The organism is Enterobacter sp. SORGH_AS_0287, from assembly GCF_031453695.1.
In the GTDB taxonomy this organism is placed as follows: Bacteria; Pseudomonadota; Gammaproteobacteria; order Enterobacterales; family Enterobacteriaceae; genus Enterobacter; species Enterobacter ludwigii.
The window spans coordinates 1,064,558-1,081,742 of sequence record NZ_JAVIZW010000001.1; the positions used below are offsets into that span (position 1 = coordinate 1,064,558).

12 protein-coding genes and 1 pseudogene are annotated in these 17,185 nt (G+C 56.3%); 10 read left to right on the forward strand and 3 right to left on the reverse strand.

The genetic code is table 11. The annotated features are described in order from the left end of the window. Nucleotides 1-232: 232 nt before the first annotated feature. From QE396_RS05085 to QE396_RS05125, 9 genes and pseudogenes are all read left to right on the forward strand, one after another. Nucleotides 233-421 (forward strand): hypothetical protein, encoded by a 189-nt coding sequence (locus tag QE396_RS05085; RefSeq protein ID WP_020884014.1) that lies wholly within the window; start codon nucleotides 233-235, stop codon nucleotides 419-421. An 82-nt stretch (nucleotides 422-503) separates the two neighbouring features. Beyond that, nucleotides 504-1,913 carry a PLP-dependent aminotransferase family protein gene (locus QE396_RS05090; RefSeq protein ID WP_020884015.1) on the forward strand — a complete coding sequence of 470 codons (1,410 nt, stop codon included), beginning with the start codon at nucleotides 504-506 and terminating at the stop codon, nucleotides 1,911-1,913. Between the two features lie 273 nt (nucleotides 1,914-2,186). After that, nucleotides 2,187-3,332, forward strand: coding sequence for a putative ABC transporter substrate-binding protein YdcS (ydcS, locus tag QE396_RS05095; protein ID WP_020884016.1), 1,146 nt, complete (start codon nucleotides 2,187-2,189; stop codon nucleotides 3,330-3,332). Nucleotides 3,333-3,347: 15 nt separating this feature from the next. Then, nucleotides 3,348-4,361 carry an ABC transporter ATP-binding protein gene (locus QE396_RS05100; protein WP_020884017.1) on the forward strand — a complete coding sequence of 338 codons (1,014 nt, stop codon included), beginning with the start codon at nucleotides 3,348-3,350 and terminating at the stop codon, nucleotides 4,359-4,361. Nucleotides 4,362-4,404: 43 nt separating this feature from the next. Then, entirely contained in the window at nucleotides 4,405-5,307 is a 903-nt protein-coding gene (locus tag QE396_RS05105; RefSeq protein WP_108648610.1) for an ABC transporter permease, read from the forward strand. Beyond that, nucleotides 5,297-6,103: an ABC transporter permease gene (locus tag QE396_RS05110; protein ID WP_020884019.1), complete on the forward strand. Its 807-nt coding sequence runs from the start codon at nucleotides 5,297-5,299 to the stop codon at nucleotides 6,101-6,103. Before QE396_RS05105 ends, QE396_RS05110 begins: the two co-directional genes overlap by 11 nt. 24 nt (nucleotides 6,104-6,127) lie before the next feature. Continuing rightward, nucleotides 6,128-7,553: pseudogene (patD, locus tag QE396_RS05115) on the forward strand (aminobutyraldehyde dehydrogenase). A 155-nt stretch (nucleotides 7,554-7,708) separates the two neighbouring features. Continuing rightward, nucleotides 7,709-7,882 (forward strand): GhoT/OrtT family toxin, encoded by a 174-nt coding sequence (locus QE396_RS05120; protein WP_032670341.1) that lies wholly within the window; start codon nucleotides 7,709-7,711, stop codon nucleotides 7,880-7,882. Between the two features lie 86 nt (nucleotides 7,883-7,968). Beyond that, on the forward strand, nucleotides 7,969-8,727 hold the full coding sequence (locus QE396_RS05125) for an alpha/beta fold hydrolase (RefSeq protein ID WP_020884021.1): 759 nt from the start codon (nucleotides 7,969-7,971) through the stop codon (nucleotides 8,725-8,727). Nucleotides 8,728-8,760: 33 nt separating this feature from the next. Here the strand turns inward: QE396_RS05125 and QE396_RS05130 are convergent, their stop codons facing one another. The 3 genes from QE396_RS05130 to QE396_RS05140 are packed head-to-tail and all read right to left on the reverse strand — an operon-like array spanning nucleotide 8,761 to nucleotide 15,270. Next, complete coding sequence (locus tag QE396_RS05130; RefSeq protein WP_020884022.1) at nucleotides 8,761-10,935, reverse strand: virulence factor SrfC family protein; 2,175 nt, start codon at nucleotides 10,933-10,935, stop codon at nucleotides 8,761-8,763. Continuing rightward, a complete protein-coding gene (locus tag QE396_RS05135; protein WP_020884023.1) occupies nucleotides 10,932-13,913 on the reverse strand; it encodes a virulence factor SrfB in 2,982 nt (993 codons plus the stop codon). Before QE396_RS05135 ends, QE396_RS05130 begins: the two co-directional genes overlap by 4 nt. Before the next feature lie 4 nt (nucleotides 13,914-13,917). Next, nucleotides 13,918-15,270: an SrfA family protein gene (locus tag QE396_RS05140; protein ID WP_020884024.1), complete on the reverse strand. Its 1,353-nt coding sequence runs from the start codon at nucleotides 15,268-15,270 to the stop codon at nucleotides 13,918-13,920. Between the two features lie 283 nt (nucleotides 15,271-15,553). Between QE396_RS05140 and QE396_RS05145 the strand changes: the two genes are divergently transcribed. Then, complete coding sequence (locus tag QE396_RS05145) at nucleotides 15,554-17,152, forward strand: ABC transporter substrate-binding protein (protein ID WP_020884025.1); 1,599 nt, start codon at nucleotides 15,554-15,556, stop codon at nucleotides 17,150-17,152. Nucleotides 17,153-17,185: the final 33 nt, after the last annotated feature.

A 17,185-nucleotide genomic window follows, 5' to 3' on the forward strand; every position in this document is an offset into this window, starting at 1 on the left:
ATTTATGCATTAAACAGCTTGCCTTGTTATCAACAACATGCGTTAATGGCCCTCTGGGTTTGAGTCCAAATAAACATCTGACGTAGTTTTATAAAGCAGTTCTCATCACGTTGTGCCTCTCCGCAGCCTCTCTTGGGTCTTTTTCTACACTCCGATTAGTTTTTGTTTCAAACCACTATCGCCTGAAGGGCCCATTAAGCAATTAACGTTTTTACGTTTACAGGAGAATCCTATGACTTCTTATATCCATTTCCGCTGCCCATGCTGCCATGGTTCGCAGTACCGTACCTCAGCTTTTGATGTGTCTGAGAAAAACCCGTTCGGTGCAAAATGCATTTTTTGCAAATCGTCGATGATTACCCTCGATCATCTGGCCGCTGCCCGCCACGCTCAGCGTAACGTCACCGAACTGCGTAAGTAATGCATCTGGCTAACTATAACAGTTAGCAAAATCTTCTCTTTTTCTCCTGCTGATATACACTGTCGGTCATAAGGAGAATCTGATGAAAAAATACCAGCGTCTGGCGCAACAAATTATCTCACAGATCGAGCTTGGCGTATGGTTGCCGGGCGATAAGCTGCCTTCTCTGCGAGAGCAGGTCGCGAGCAGCGGCATGAGTTTTATGACCGTTGGCCACGCGTATCAGATGCTGGAAAGCCAGGGGCGTATCGTCGCCAGGCCGCAGTCGGGCTATTACGTTGCCTCGCGCCCGACCGCACACCAACCTGCGCCGCCTGCCCAGGTGATGCGGGACGAAGTGGTAGATATCAACACCTATATCTTCGACGTATTACAGGCCAGCCGCGACCCGTCGGTTGTTCCTTTCGCTTCTGCCTTCCCCGACCCCCGGCTTTTCCCGCTGCAGCAACTTAACCGTTCGCTGGCTAATGTCAGTAAAACCGCCACAGCAATGAGCGTAATTGAGAACCTGCCTCCGGGTAACGTTGACCTTCGCCACGCCATTGCCCGCCGCTATGCGCAGCAGGGAATGAATATCTCGCCGGATGAGATTGTCATTACTGCAGGCGCACTCGAAGCCCTGAATCTTAGCCTGCAGGCCGTTACCGAGCCTGGTGACTGGGTGATTGTCGAAAACCCCTGTTTCTATGGTGCACTGCAGGCGCTTGAACGCCTGAAACTCAAAGCGCTGTCGGTGGCGACGGACGTCCGCGAAGGGATCGATCTGAATGCGCTTGAGCAGGCGCTCAATGAGTATCCAGTCAAAGCCTGCTGGCTCATGACCAACAGTCAAAATCCCCTCGGCTTCACGCTCAGCGCAGAGAAAAAAGCGCACCTGGTCGCGCTTCTCGCCAGGCACAACGTCACCCTGATCGAAGATGATGTCTACAGCGAACTCTATTTTGGCCGGGAGAAACCCCTGCCAGCGAAAGCCTGGGATCGTGACGATATGACGCTGCACTGCTCGTCCTTCTCGAAATGTCTGGTGGCGGGGTTTCGCATCGGCTGGGTGGCGGCAGGTAAACATGCGCGACGCATTCAGCAGCTACAGCTGATGAGCACCTTATCGACCAGTTCACCCATGCAGCTGGCGCTGGTGGATTACCTGGCGACAAAACGCTATGACGCCCATCTTCGCCGCCTGCGCCGCACGCTGGCCGAACGCAAACAGCAGGCGTGGCAGTCGCTTTTGCGCCATATGCCGGCAGGCGTCAAAATTCATCACAACGACAGCGGCTATTTTTTGTGGCTGGAACTCCCGGCGCAGCTGGATGCCGGGCTGCTGAGCGAGAAAGCGCTAATGCACCACATCAGTATTGCCCCCGGTAAGATGTTTTCGACCTCTGACGCCTGGACACCGTTCTTCCGGTTTAATACCTCCTGGGCGTGGGGGGAGCGGGAAGAACAGGCTGTGATTCAGTTAGGGAAATTAATTAGCAGCATGCTCGAATAATAATCTCCGCACCTTTCTAAAATAATCATTCCTTATCCTGATGGCGGTAGGGCGAATATTCCGCAGTACCGCATCATAGGAAATCTGCATACCGCCTCTCAACGCTAACTCCTTGTCTATAATCCAGTTAACGGGGAATGCGCCCTCGGTCACACCTTGATGAAATTTCTTTAAGCCGCACGGTGCGGCGCATTTGCGCGGTCTACGTTTAATAAGGGAGATATTTTTACGGCACGGCTGCCGCTAAATTTCATTGCGACAGGAGTAATTCTTATGAGCAAAAAATTTGCCCGCAGCAGCCTGTGCGCGCTCGGCATGACCCTCATGACAGCGCACGCCGCAGAGCCACCGAAGGCAATCGGCGACGGGGAAGGACGACTGGATATTATTGCCTGGCCCGGGTACATCGAACGGGGACAAACCGATAAAAATTATGACTGGGTCACGCAGTTCGAAAAAGAGACCGGCTGCGCGGTGAACGTTAAAACCGCGGCCACCTCGGATGAAATGGTTAGCCTGATGGCGAAAGGCGGATACGATCTGGTCACTGCCTCGGGCGATGCCTCACTGCGCCTGATCATGGGGAAACGCGTTCAGCCGATTAACCCCGACCTTATCCCAAACTGGAAAACTCTCGACCCGCGGATCGTCAAAGGTGAATGGTTTAACGTCGGCGGCAACGTCTACGGCACGCCGTATCAGTGGGGGCCAAACCTGCTGATGTACAACAGCAAAACGTTCCCGACGCCGCCGGACAGCTGGAGCGTCGTCTTTACGAAACAGAATTTACCTGACGGTAAAACCAATCAGGGCCGCGTGCAGGCCTATGATGGCCCGATTTACATCGCCGATGCGGCGCTGTTTGTCAAAGCCACGCAGCCGCAGCTGGGTATCACCGACCCGTACCAGCTAACAGAAAAACAGTATGCCGCCGTACTGAAGGTATTGCGTGACCAGCATGCGCTGATCCACCGCTACTGGCATGACACCACCGTTCAGATGAGCGACTTTAAAAATGAAGGCGTAGTGGCCTCCAGCGCCTGGCCCTATCAGGCCAATGCCCTGAAAGCGGAGAACCAGCCTGTCGCCACTGTTTTCCCGAAAGAAGGGGTAACCGGCTGGGCGGACACCACCATGCTGCACGCGCAGGCCAAGCACCCGATGTGCGCCTACAAATGGATGAACTGGTCGCTGACGCCTAAAGTGCAGGGCGATCTGGCGGCCTGGTTTGGCTCGTTGCCCGTGGTACCGGAAGGATGTAAAGCCAGCACATTGCTCGGCGATAAAGGCTGCGAAACGAACGGCTACAACTATTTCGACAAAATCATGTTCTGGAAAACCCCGATTGCAGAAGGCGGCAAATTCGTTCCTTACAGCCGCTGGACACAGGATTACATCGCCATCATGGGCGGCCGTTAATCGCAGGAGCAGAACATGACGTACGCAGTAGAGTTTAATGACGTTTCCCGTCTGTACGGTGACGTGCGGGCGGTAGATGGGGTCACCATTGCTATTCATGACGGAGAGTTTTTCTCCATGCTGGGGCCTTCGGGCTCCGGCAAAACTACCTGCCTGCGTCTGATAGCCGGTTTTGAGCAGCTGTCAGGCGGCGCAATCAAAATCTTCGGTAAAGAGGCGAGCGCACTTCCCCCATGGGAACGCGATGTGAATACCGTGTTCCAGGATTATGCGTTGTTCCCGCATATGTCGATCCTCGATAACGTCGCGTACGGACTCATGGTCAAAGGTATCGACAAGAAAACGCGCCATGCGCAGGCGCGTCAAGCGCTGGAAAAAGTGGGGCTAAGCTTTGCTGTCACGCGTAAGCCTTCGCAGCTTTCCGGCGGGCAACGTCAACGTGTCGCCATCGCGCGGGCGCTGGTCAATGAACCCCGGGTATTGCTGCTGGATGAACCGCTCGGCGCGCTCGATCTTAAATTGCGTGAGCAGATGCAGTTCGAGCTGAAAAAGCTGCAGCAGGAGCTCGGCATCACCTTTATTTTCGTCACTCACGATCAGGGGGAAGCCCTGTCGATGTCTGACCGGGTCGCGGTTTTCAATAATGGCCGCATTGAGCAAGTCGACACCCCGCGCGATCTCTATATGCGCCCAGGAACGCCATTCGTGGCGAGCTTTGTCGGGACCTCAAACGTGTTTGACGCCGGTATGGCACATAACGTGTGCGGGATGGAAGGCATCTATTCTTTACGGCCGGAACATATTCGCCTCAATGAGAGCGGTGAGGTTCAGGTTGAGGGCGTGGTGCAGGCAGTACAGTATCAGGGGGCGGCAACGCGACTTGAACTAAAACTCGCTGACGGTGCAAAACTGCTGGTCAGCCAGGCCAATTTTAGCGATGCCGCAACGCTGAGCGGTGTGACGCCGGGGCAGGCGGTGATGGCGTCGTGGTCACGTGATGCCATGGTTCGCCTGCAAGAGGAGAGGTGACATGAACACGCATGTCGCGCCGCCTCCCGCCCACCGTAGCCGCATGAGCCGCCTTACCGCACTGTTCTGGCGTAAGCCATCGCTTGGTCTGTTCCTGCTGCTGCTCGCGCCGCTAATGTGGTTTGGCATCGTTTATCTGGGATCGCTTCTCACGCTTTTATGGCAAGGGTTTTATACCTTTGACGATTTCACCATGGCGGTCACGCCGGAACTGACGTTTGCCAATATCCTGGCGCTTTTTAATCCGGCAAACTATGACATCATTCTGCGTACGCTGATGATGGCCATTGCGGTGACCATCGCCAGCGCTATCCTCGCGTTTCCGATGGCCTGGTACATGGCACGTTACACCCGCGGCAAGTGGAAGGCGTTCTTCTATATCGCCGTGATGCTGCCAATGTGGGCCAGCTATATTGTTAAAGCCTATGCCTGGACGCTGCTGCTGGCGAAAGACGGGGTAGCGCAGTGGTTTCTGAGCCACCTGGGGCTGGAGCCGATCCTGACCGCGATCCTTACGCTTCCGGCCATTGGCGGAAACACGCTTTCCACCTCCGGGCTGGGGCGTTTTCTGGTGTTCGTCTATATCTGGCTGCCGTTTATGATCCTGCCGGTACAGGCGGCGCTGGAGCGACTGCCCGCGTCGTTACTGCAGGCTTCAGCCGATCTCGGCGCGCGACCACGCCAGACTTTTCGTTACGTCGTTTTGCCGCTGGCAATCCCGGGCATTGCCGCAGGGTCAATCTTCACTTTTTCCCTGACGCTGGGCGATTTCATTGTTCCACAGCTGGTGGGGCCGCCGGGGTACTTTATTGGCAATATGGTCTATTCCCAGCAGGGCGCTATCGGCAATATGCCCATGGCCGCGGCCTTCACCCTGGTGCCAATTGTCCTCATCTCTCTTTATCTGGCGTTCGTGAAACGTCTGGGAGCATTCGATGCACTCTGAACGCGCACCGTTGTTCCTGAAAGTGGCAGCCTGGGGAGGCGTTATCTTCCTTCATTTCCCGCTGCTGATTATTGCGACCTACGCCTTTAACACCGAAGACGCCGCGTTCAGTTTTCCGCCGCAGGGGTTGACCTTGAAGTGGTTCACCGTGGCAGCAGGGCGTGGCGACATCATTGAATCAGTGACGTTGTCACTTCAAATCGCTGCGCTGTCGACGGCTATCGCGCTTGTGCTTGGCACGCTTGCTGCAGCGGCGCTGTGGCGAAGCGCGTTTTTTGGCAAAAATGTGATCTCGCTGTTGCTGCTGTTGCCGATTGCGTTACCGGGGATTATCACCGGTCTGGCGCTGTTGACGGCGTTTAAAACCATTGACCTTGAGCCGGGTTTTTTCACCATCGTGGTCGGTCACGCCACGTTCTGCGTGGTGGTGGTGTTTAACAACGTGATTGCCCGTTTCAGACGCACCTCCTGGAGTCTGGTCGAGGCGTCAATGGATCTGGGGGCCGACGGCTGGCAAACCTTCCGTTACGTGGTCCTGCCGAATCTCGGTTCGGCGTTGCTGGCCGGGGGGATGCTGGCGTTTGCACTCTCGTTTGACGAAATCATCGTCACAACATTTACCGCGGGACACGAGCGCACGTTACCGCTGTGGTTGCTTAATCAGCTCGGGCGTCCGCGCGACGTGCCGGTCACCAACGTCGTCGCATTGCTGGTGATGCTGGTCACAACCCTACCCATTCTGGGAGCCTGGTGGCTAACCCGCGACGGCGAAAACAGTGCCGGAAGCGGGAAATAACATTGATTTCAACAGGACAATGCTATGCAAACACAACTGCTGATAAATGGTGAACTGGTCGCCGGGGACGGGGAAAAACAGCCGGTCTATAACCCTGCCACCGGAGAGGTACTTCTGGAGATTGCTGAAGCGTCAGCAGCGCAGGTCGACGCGGCGGTCCGGGCCGCCGATCGCGCATTCATTGAATGGGGACAAACCACGCCTAAAACGCGTGCCGAGTGTCTGCTGAAGCTGGCTGACGTGATTGAAGCCCACGGCGAAGAATTTGCCCGTCTCGAATCGCTCAATTGCGGTAAGCCGCTGCACTGTGCGCTGGGAGATGAAATTCCGGCTGTGGTCGACGTTTTCCGCTTCTTTGCCGGCGCCGCCCGCTGCCTGAACGGGCTGGCCGCCGGCGAATATCTTGACGGTCACACATCGATGATACGCCGCGATCCGGTGGGCGTGGTCGCCTCCATTGCGCCATGGAACTATCCGCTGATGATGGCGGCATGGAAGCTGGCACCCGCGCTGGCCGCGGGTAACTGTGTGGTGATCAAACCTTCGGAGATTACCCCACTGACGGCCCTCAAGCTGGCGGAACTGGCGAAAGACATCTTCCCGGCAGGCGTTCTGAACGTTCTGTTTGGCCGCGGAAAAACGGTCGGCGATCCGCTGACCGGCCACGAAAAGGTGCGTATGGTGTCGCTCACCGGTTCTATTGCCACCGGCGAACATATTATTGGACACACGGCGTCCTCGATTAAACGTACCCATATGGAGCTGGGCGGCAAAGCCCCGGTTATCGTTTTCGACGACGCCGATCTTGATGCGGTTGTTGAAGGGGTACGTACTTTCGGTTTCTACAATGCGGGGCAGGATTGTACGGCAGCCTGTCGTATTTATGCGCAGAAAGGCGTTTATGCCGCGCTGGTGGAAAAACTGGGTGCCGCGGTGGCGAGCCTGAAAATGGGGGCGCCGGAGGAGGAAACCACCGAGCTGGGCCCGCTCAGTTCCGAAGCCCATCTTTCACGCGTCTGTAAGGCGGTTGATGAGGCTAAAGCCCTGAGCCATATTCGCGTGGTGACCGGCGGCAGCAAAAAAGAGGGGGCTGGCTACTATTTCCAGCCAACCCTTCTGGCAGGGGCCAAACAGGACGATGCTATCGTTCAGCGTGAAGTGTTTGGCCCGGGTTGTAAGTGTCACCGAGTTTGATGACGAAGCGCAGGTGCTGGCATGGGCGAACGATTCGCAGTACGGCCTGGCGTCATCGGTCTGGACCCGCGATGTAGGGCGTGCCCACCGGATGAGCGCGCGTCTGCAGTACGGCTGCACCTGGGTTAATACCCATTTTATGCTGGTGAGCGAAATGCCGCACGGCGGGATGAAGTTATCCGGCTACGGCAAAGATATGTCGGTGTACGGCCTTGAGGATTATACCGTTGTCCGCCACGTGATGATAAAGCACTAAGCCCCCATGCCCGGTCGCATTCAGCGCCGGGCATCCTCTCCTTTCAGTATATTATCCATAGTATTCAAATGGTTATTCTGTAACGAAAAAACTTGATCTGTATCAACATATGACGCATATTGCGTGCGGTTATTTTTTCGGCTCTGGTAAACAGAATGACGTTGTATCAAAAGATGTTGGTTTTTTACGCAATCATGGCTTCTGTCTGTGCATTAATTACCTGGTTCCTCTCTAAAGACCGCAAACGTATCCGACTGCTCAGTGCTTTTCTGGTGGGGTCAACCTGGCCAATGAGCTTTCCCGTTGCGCTGTTGATCTCGCTTTTCTGAAGCACGCTTCCCGTTTTAAAAGATGAACATAGCATTCCAGACACGAAGACTGTATAAATACACAGTGAATCGTTAAAGGAGTGCTTATGAACAGTTTTTACTCGCAGCAGGCCGGCTGCGTTGTGCGCTGGCACGATCTTCCCGGCTCTGGCGATCCTGTGGTGTTTATTCACGGGTTAGGCTGCGCCTCTTCTTATGAATATCCTCGTATCGTCTCTGACGCCCGGTTTGGTGCGCGCAGAGCCATTCTTATCGATCTCCCGGGCAGCGGTTACAGCGACAAACCCGTGCAGTATCGTTATCGCACCAGCGAGCAGGCGCGAGTGGTGGCTGAACTGTTGGACCATCTCAAACTCAATAGCTTCTGGCTATATGGTCATAGTATGGGTGGCAGCATTGCTATCGAGGCAGCAGGACTGATGGCGCCACGCGTAAAAGGGTTGATGGTGTCGGAACCCAATTTTCACGCCGGAGGTGGCATGTTCAGCCGCTCTATTGCTGCACAGACGGAACAACAGTTCCTGGCGCAGGGGTATGATGCGCTGCTCAGTGCAGAAACCTCACCCTGGGCGGGCAGTCTGCAAAGCAATGCGCCGTATGCCGTGTGGCGTGGCGCGTCCAGCCTGGTGGAAGGGGTAGAGCCGGAATGGGAGGTTCAGTTTTTGTCTCTGCGCTGTCCGGTGACGTTGATTTTCGGCGAGTGGTCTCTACCTGATGATGATGTGGACTCTCTGCAAAAGCGGGGCGTTGAGGTGAAAATCATCCCAGCGGCCGGACACTCCATGTCATGGGAAAATCCGTCGGCACTGGCGCAGACGTTAGCAGAGTGTATGACCACGACCTGAAAGGATAGCCCGCATCTCTGCGGGCCAGGAGCGCTAACGTAACAGGGCTTGTAAGGCCTGGCGTGCGGCAGGCTGTACATCGTGCGGGTGGTGGAAATCGATGTTCTCTATTGCCCGGCTATAGAGGGCGACCAGCCAGTCATAGACATACACCGTTGCCGCATGTACGGGTTGTTCTCCCAGACGCGTCAGGCGCGGCGCGGTACTGTTGACCACCGGCGTAACAAAGATTGCCTGGCCTTTACGGATGCGGCTCGCCGGGCGTGCCTCGGCGGGTGTCCGATCGTAGCCCAGCCAGCCAATGAAGTTGCCCATTACGGCATGCAGTTGGGCTGCGCTGCACTTGTCGGTTTCAACGATGTTCTGCAGCTGCTGCGGCAGGTTCAGTCGGTAGCTGGCCACCACCAGAACGTCGGCAATTTGCTGCAAAACAGCGGATTCCAGCCCAAGGCGCGCGGCAGTGGCATCGTTGCGGCTCCACTGGCGCAGATGGTTTATCCAGACTTTATGCGCCAGGCGAGCTTTGTCTTTGGTCTGGAATGGGCTGGCGTTCTCCTGGGCATGCTCGGCAAACAGGTCAATGGTATCCGTAAACAGTCCGTTCACCTGCTCCTCGCGGGGCTGCTGAACGGCCAGCAGGGTTTCAAAGGCTTTAAGCGGCGGCAGAAGACCTTCAAGCAGTTCACCGTGGCGGGCGGCGGAGCTTTGCAGAACGCGCACCATGTTTTCGGCCTGAGTTCGTCTGGCGCCGGGTTCCTCAACCAGCGGTGCCAGATACCCCTTCATCAGGGCCGAGAGTTCCTGGCGCAGCATTGCTTTCAGCGTGCTAAGACGCTTCTGTCGCTGAGCGGATAACGTGGCCTGAGACAACCACTCGATCACGCGCTGCATGCTGTGGCTGTCCAGCGCCTGCAGTGTCCCCCAGCGCACACCCGGTTTGCCCAACAGGTGCTGTACCGTTTCATCAAGGTTCTGACGGGTGGTAAAACGTGCGTCGTGAGGCGTAATCGCCCACACCAGCCCCGGCAGGGCGGATTCTTCAACAGGCTGAGTCTCTTTGACCCAGTTCATCAGCACCCGGGCTTTTTTAGCCGTTTGCTCGTGCTGGGCTGTCGCATTGCAGATAACAAGCACGTCCGGCTGCAGCTGCTGGCGATAATGCTCCAGCAACCACTGGCATTTAGCCTGATTCAGTGCATCGGCGCTGTTATCTGAAAAGACCGGAATATCAATAATATCGACATTATCCAGGGCGCTGCTTTCGACCGGCAAGACCAGCTCACGCGTCAGGAAGGCGAGCGTATCGACAGGGATACTGATGGCGTTAAGCATCTCGCCGTTGTTCAGCGGATGAAGCAGCGTCTCCTGGGCCTCCGGAAGGGAAAAGGTGCCGTGAGTCAGGAACCCTTCGCCCGGCAGCCCGAAGTTATCGACCAGCAGGCTGAGCGGGGCGGCGAGTGCTCCGGCATGGCTGGTCTGATGCAGGACATGAGCGAGCTTTAACCACTGCTGGGTCAACTCCTGTTGCTCACCCCACAGCAGCGACCAGACGCTGGCACGCGTGCTGAGATCGAGCGAAGGGACCAGCTGTGCAAACTGATGCCACAGGGCATCATCAATTTGTTGTTTCGCGGCAGGTACTGAGCTTTGCCAGAAGCGGGCGATGGCACCCACGTCCTGAGCCGTAATACCAGGAACACCCTGCGGCTGGCGCAGGCCACGCCACTTCTCCAGGCGCGTCTCAATGACCGCTTTATCCACGGCGCGGATGTCCGGCTGCAGCGTGGTGCGGGCGATAAACAGCTGAACCAGCTCTGCCTCTGTCACCAGGCTCAGGCGCAGCGGGAACGCCTCATCCATCACCTCTGTATTTCCGCGGGTGAACCGCACGGCCATGTTGGTCAGGGCATGTCCCGGATTAATGTGCGAAAAATAGTCAAATGTACGCTGGCCTGGCGTAACGTTCAGGCGGCCATTACCGCTGCCGCACAGCGATAAAAGCAGATGCGCTTTAGCACTCTGAGAATGACCGTAAAGTCCAATACTGCCCGGGCGTGACAGGGCGCGGTCAATGGCCTGCTCCCGTGCCTGCGTCGCGTTGATGCGCGCAAGAAGGGCATCGGCCTCGTTATCCAGCATAGGGGCGTTCAGGCGCGTCTCATTTATCCACCCGATTAAGGCCTGAGTGGTGGTCATCGTCGCAGTCATTTCAGGTATACGCTCCCGCTGTCGATCCAGTAGTGGCTGCCGCTATGACGGCGATCGGCCAGAGTATTCAGTTTGAAGGTTAAAGCATCAGGCGGAACCGGCGTCCCGTCCTGCAACCAGGCATCGCTCAGCGCGAAGGATTCAGGCCCTTCATGCTTATTGCCGCCACAAAGTTTGAGCCGCACGTTCAGCACGCCGTCACCCGCAATCGCTTTGGCCAGTTCGGCCGAGTTGATGCTAAGCGTATAGAGCGGCGTTGCCGGCCAGCGCGCGTTCGCCAGCTGGCGGAAACCGAGCGTCACATTTCCGCGCAGCGGGAAGTGCAGACGAGCGTCGAGTTTCGCACCCGGTTTATCCAGGTCGATATCCTGATACCAGACGTTTTCTTCACGCAGGGTGTTTACGGTGTTATCCAGTACGCCCAGATAGCGAACCGTTGAATATGCACCGATATCCGCGGCTTTAAAGTTAAAGCGCGGCAGTCGCAGGTCAAGCGCCAGGCTGCAAAGCATCGCGCCGACGGCGGCGGTCGATTTTGGATTACCAATGCGTCCTTGCTGGCTGAACGGGTACCATTCATGAACCTGGTATTTATCCAGCCAGACGATGCGATTAACCGGCACCGGCTGCAGGTGGCGAATAAGCGCCTGAACGCCAGGCAGGCAGCCCGGACGCCCCGTGATCAGCAGAATATCGCAGCTGTAATGTGAAATGGCCTCGCACACCGCATGCAGGGGTGACGCCAGCGTGAACTGGCCTGCCAGCATCGCATCCTGCATTTCACGGAAATTCACGTGCAGCGGAACGGCAAACAGATCGAAGGCTTCTGAACCTGCCGGCAAGGCATGATCGACGGCCTGTTGCAGATAATTCATCACGTTGCGGGTCGGTTTCTGCGACAGCAGATCGCCAAAGGTGGCATGCAAGCCTGCCAGCGGATCGTCGATGTCGCTGGATTCCCACGCGGCAAGGATGGCGTGACCAATCGGCATAAAGAGCTGAAGCGCCGTTTGCTGGCGCAATACCGCCTGAGTATCGATGCGTCCTGAGTCACCAAACAGCGAGGCCATCAGCAGAGAGGCATCGGCGATGCCGGACTTCTGCAGCTGGGTTTGCAGGGCGGGTAACACATAGCGCTGGATGACGTCCAGCAGGGTGTCGTCACCGGCCACTTTAAACCCTTCGCGGAACAGCAGCTGCGGCGTGATTTTGACGTTGTTACCGGAGCCGTCATCCAGCTGATAATGGGTGATCGCCATGTCGGTTGTGCCACCGCCAATGTCGATAGAGGCGACACGCAGCGAGCGCCCCGGCTGAACGCCTGGTTCAGGTTCACGATCCGGGCGGGCGAGGGAGGCGAAGAACGCTTCCGTCTGACCACCAAAATGTGAGATCGCTTCGTTGTACAGCCACACCAGTTGACCACAGCTGGCCTCGTCCCACTCCATCTGGATTGCAGGTACCGGCACCACGCTTTTTTCCTGGTGCTTACGGGTGGCAAAATCGTCGTCCTGCGGGTGCCAGCCCATCGCTTTCCAGACGATAGCGATCGCTTCGAACATGCGGCGACGGAAGATCTCGCGTTCCTGCTTCGGCATCGCCGAGGGCAGGGTCAGGATCAGCGTACGCAACTGGCGTGGTGAGGCCGGAAAGCCCAGACGCAGGCGCGTGGCAACGCTGTTGATCTGCCCCAGCGCCTGTGCCAGCAGTTCGCACAGCATATGCGTCATCAGCGTGCTGCGGCTGTACTGCGGGGAGAAAACCGGCAGTCGCTCGTCCTGCGGCAGCGTAAAGAGCGGTTCACCGTCATCGTTCATCAGGTTCATCAGCGGGAACGCGGTCGCCAGCGGTTCGCGCTGGGTCTTGCTGTTCATCTGGCTAAAGCGCCAGTCCTGGACCACCGGGGTTTCATCCCACAGGTAGCGACGCGGGCTGGAGATACCGCTGTTACCTTCCGTGCCCAGACGGCGCGTAGCCAGTTTGCGGGCTTCATCGCCCACGCGGACAATAGACGGCCAGACAAAGGCATCTTCACGCCCACTTTCCACCGAGAAGTGCTGCTTGCCAAAACGCGCTTCCGAAAACTCCAGACGACTGGTAAACAGCGGCTCATTGAGGAACTGTGGTTCGCTTAACGAGCGCACCTGCAGTTCGGCCGTCTGGCGCAGACCGTCGTTCGCATCACCGTGATCTTCAATAATAACGCCGCAGGTATGGGTATTCCCGACGTCGAGGATCAGGTCGACCGGAATAGCCGGCGTACTGAGGGTATGGGTGACAAATTTCACTTCCGGCACGGTAAGCTGTTCACCGAGCATGGACAGCAGGTTGAGCCAGTGTGCCTGGTACTCAAAGCTGCGCATTGCCTGCTGCAGGTCGCGTTCCGCGCGGTTTTCAACGTCGGTCGCATAGTGGGTAAACGCCTCGCGCAGCCAGCCGTCAATCCAGGTCTGGTCGAGGAAGCTTTCCACCTCATCGTCACGCCATGCCAGTCCGAAACGGGTGCCGTTGAGAATGTCATTTTCAACCGGGGACAGCGCGGCAGTAGCATGCTCTGCAATCTGGCTGTCGAGAGCGAGCGTGACGCGGTGCGTATTGCCTGCTGCATCAGGCGTTTCAAGTTTACGCACCTGGACACGCGCCCAGTTATCCGGCCCGTCAACAAAGGTACGTGGCGGATTGAAGCGCAGGAAGGGAATGGGGAGCCAGACGCCATCCAGCACCGTCAGGGACTGATGCAGTGGGATCGTGGTTTCCGGTTTCACCACTTCAGGCTGTCCGCCGTTCAATCCCGGCAGCGTGTAACGCCCGTTGACGAGATCGAAATCGAGACGCAGAAGCGGACCGTTGGCGGTTTTACGTACGAAGCGCCCGTTGCTGGCGGTGTCCTGCGGAGTCAGGCCAAAATCGAGGAATTGCACGCCGCTGTTGGCAATAAGCGTGACGCTCTGTTTATAGTCGCAAAGATTTACCAGCATAGGGTCAGGCACCTGCTTTCTTGAACGTCAGTGGAACGACGGTTTTGGCATCATAACGGGCATTACATTCAGCGACATCGCTGGTACCTGCTTTGCAGGCAACTTCCGGCATCGGGTAGCGTGAACCGTCTGTGCAGCGGGCATTACCGCGACTCTTAATCATCAGTTCGCCATTGCTGTGCAGCCCGGAGAAAACCTCCACGCGGCAGACAACATTGTCACCGTGAACAACACGAGCGAAGCCTTTATTGTTCTGGATCTGATAGCGCAGCGACGGTGGTTTTCCGGTAATCGGATCTTTCACGTCGAGGATCGCACGCCATGTTCCGTTCAGAAAACGCGTCGACCCCGCTTTCACCTGGTTTGCTTCCATGACCATGGCGTCTTTCGGGATCGCCGCAATCACAACCGGTGCAGGTGCTGGGGCGGCAACGGGAGCCGGTTCTTTTTCTTTGCTCGCGACCACCTCTGCCTGATGCAGCGGTAATTTCATCGGCAGCGGCTCAACGGCTTTAATCGGCTTTGGCGCAATGGCGACAGGTTCAGGGGCAACGACAGCCACTGGCTCGGCAGAAGGGGCCTGTTTTGGCCACAGCAACGGGGTGGCAATCGCGGCAACGATCACGGCGGCAACCGGAAGCGTCCACAGGGGAACGCGGCGTTTTTTGGCTACGATCGCAGGCTCTGGCTCGGGTTCTTCCACAGGCGGCACAATGACCGGCGCAGGCTCAGGCGTATACAGTTCGTCCGGCGTGATGCGCACCACCGTGGCCGGGGCGATCAGCGGCTCATCGGCCTGTTCAAAGGTCAGGACTGGGGTCGGTTCCGGCTCGGGTTCAGGGTCTTCAATGACAATCGGGGCTGGCTCAGGGATCAGCGATTCACGTAAACAGTCGAGTACGTCGTCACGTGCATTCTCATTAAGGTTTACAAACCCCCAGAAGCTTATGACCGGCTTTCCATCAACCAGGAAAAGGAAATTTTCGCCGGGAAACTGAAATGCTTTCGACAGCAGGGAGCCGAAAAGCTGTTGCGCTGTTTTTGGCGACTGCAGGCACTTCTTACTCAGCGATTCAACGCTGGCCAGCGTATTTTCCAGATAGCGCAGGGCGCGATAACGATCGTCTTCGTTGGCCGCTTTCCAGCTGGTTACACTACCGTCGACCGGCGAATACCAGTCGACACGGTCGCCACCATCATTGACCTGCGGAATAGCCAGACAGTCGACAATTGCCTGCTGTTTGCGTAACCGGAGCGCTTCCCGGATTTGTAACGCTGATTCAAAAACGGCTTGTCCGCCGCCGCCAACGGCCTGAAAGTCATCCAGATTACCGCTGCGTAAAAGAGTTTTTGCCACGATTTGATCCCATATACTTCTTCACACCGTTACTTTAACGAAATCGGGAAGCAACCAAACGGAGGAAGAGACGCCAAAAGGGACGATTTCTTGTGGCATAGAAAGGTGCGGTTGTGCTTGACGAATAATAGCACTTAAGGCAAATCAACCTCTGGCGCACTGGCTGTAAAACCAGCGGAAAACGTTGCTTTAGAATAACCTGATAGTGATTCGTTATTTGCCAGGTTATAGCGGCTGTGCTGTTATTACGGTCCAATATAATAAAACTGCCAGGGTTATAACCATGTCTACAGGGAAAACGCTGCTCGCCCTCGCGCTGAGCACTCTCTTACCAGCAGGTGCCGCATGGGCGGCGAATAATGACACCATCATTTATTGCTCTGAAGCATCACCGGAGTCTTTCAACCCGCAGATCGCCAGCTCGGGCCCGTCATTCGTGGCCAGCTCTCAGGTCCTGTATAACCGCCTGATCAATTTCGACCCGGTGAAAAACACCCCGGTACCGTCGCTGGCAGAGTCCTGGACAATTTCCCCGGACGGTAAGACTTATACCTTTACGCTGCGTAAAGGGGTCAAGTTCAACAGCAATAAATACTTCAAGCCGACCCGTGATTTTAATGCGGATGACGTTATTTTTTCCGTCATGCGTCAGAAAGACCCTAAGCATCCTTATCACAATGTCTCGCAGGGTAATTATGAATACTTTAATGACGTAGGCCTGGACAAGCTGATTCAGGACGTCAAAAAGGTTGATGATTATCACGTGCAGTTCACGCTGAGTGAACCAAACGCCGCATTCCTTGCTGACTGGGGGATGGATTTCGCCTCTATTCTTTCCGCTGAATACGCTGACGCGATGCTGAAAAAAGGGACGCCTGAGAATGTCGATACCTGGCCGATTGGTACCGGGCCGTACGTTCTGCAGCAGTACAAAGTGGATTCGCTGATCCGCTACGTCGCTAACCCGAACTACTGGGAAGGTGCGGTTCCGACGAAACACCTTATTTTCTCCATCACGCCAAACGTAGAAACGCGTCTGGCGAAGCTGCAGACCAACGAATGCCAGATCATTCCGGCACCGTCACCGGTTCAGTTTGATGTTATTAACAAAAATAAAGATCTGAAGCTGCACGCCGTGGAGGCGTTGAACGTGGGGTATCTGGCGTTCAATACCGAGAAAAAACCGTTTGATAACGTGCTGGTGCGTCAGGCCCTGAACTATGCGACGGACAAAAAAGCCATCGTGAATGCGGTCTTTATGGGTTCCGGTACGGTGGCGAAATCACCCATTCCGCCGAATATGCTGGGCTTTAATAACGATCTGAAGGACTACAGCTACGATCCTGAAAAAGCGAAAGCTTTGTTGAAACAGGCCGGTCTGGAGAAGGGCGCGGACGTGACGCTGTGGTCAATGCCTGTGCAGCGTCCGTATAACCCTAACTCGAAGCGTATTGCGGAGATGATCCAGAGCGACTGGGCAAAAGTCGGCGTGAAGGCCAAAATTGTCTCTTACGAGTGGGGCGAGTATCTCTCCGGTATGCGTAAAGGGGAGCATGATTCCGCGCTGTTTGGCTGGATGTCCGATAACGGCGACCCGGATAACTTTGCTGATGTACTGCTGGGATGCGACAGCATCAAAACCGGATCGAACGCCGCGCGCTGGTGCGATAAGGGGTATGATGATCTGGTCAAGAAAGCCAAGCTGACCAGCAACCCGGGTGAGCGTACAAAACTCTACAGCCAGGCGCAGGAGATCTTCTATGCCCAGGCACCGTGGATTGCGCTGGCGAACGGCAAAACGTTCTACGCCACCCGCAGCAACGTAACGGGGTACAGCGTGAGCCTGATGGGCAGCGATTTCTCCAAAGCGAAACTGAACTGACATTTTTCCCGGCAGGCACCGCGCCTGCCGGGC

Bases quoted from the DNA above. Each gene is read 5' to 3' on its own strand.
- QE396_RS05085 (WP_020884014.1), top strand. From the start codon at position 233: ATGACTTCTTATATCCATTTCCGCTGCCCATGCTGCCATGGTTCGCAG.
- QE396_RS05090 (WP_020884015.1), top strand. From the start codon at position 504: ATGAAAAAATACCAGCGTCTGGCGCAACAAATTATCTCACAGATCGAG.
- ydcS (WP_020884016.1), top strand. From the start codon at position 2,187: ATGAGCAAAAAATTTGCCCGCAGCAGCCTGTGCGCGCTCGGCATGACC.
- QE396_RS05100 (WP_020884017.1), top strand. From the start codon at position 3,348: ATGACGTACGCAGTAGAGTTTAATGACGTTTCCCGTCTGTACGGTGAC.
- QE396_RS05105 (WP_108648610.1), top strand. From the start codon at position 4,405: ATGAGCCGCCTTACCGCACTGTTCTGGCGTAAGCCATCGCTTGGTCTG.
- QE396_RS05110 (WP_020884019.1), top strand. From the start codon at position 5,297: ATGCACTCTGAACGCGCACCGTTGTTCCTGAAAGTGGCAGCCTGGGGA.
- QE396_RS05120 (WP_032670341.1), top strand. From the start codon at position 7,709: ATGACGTTGTATCAAAAGATGTTGGTTTTTTACGCAATCATGGCTTCT.
- QE396_RS05125 (WP_020884021.1), top strand. From the start codon at position 7,969: ATGAACAGTTTTTACTCGCAGCAGGCCGGCTGCGTTGTGCGCTGGCAC.
- QE396_RS05130 (WP_020884022.1), bottom strand. From the start codon at position 10,935: ATGACTGCGACGATGACCACCACTCAGGCCTTAATCGGGTGGATAAAT.
- QE396_RS05135 (WP_020884023.1), bottom strand. From the start codon at position 13,913: ATGCTGGTAAATCTTTGCGACTATAAACAGAGCGTCACGCTTATTGCC.
- QE396_RS05145 (WP_020884025.1), top strand. From the start codon at position 15,554: ATGTCTACAGGGAAAACGCTGCTCGCCCTCGCGCTGAGCACTCTCTTA.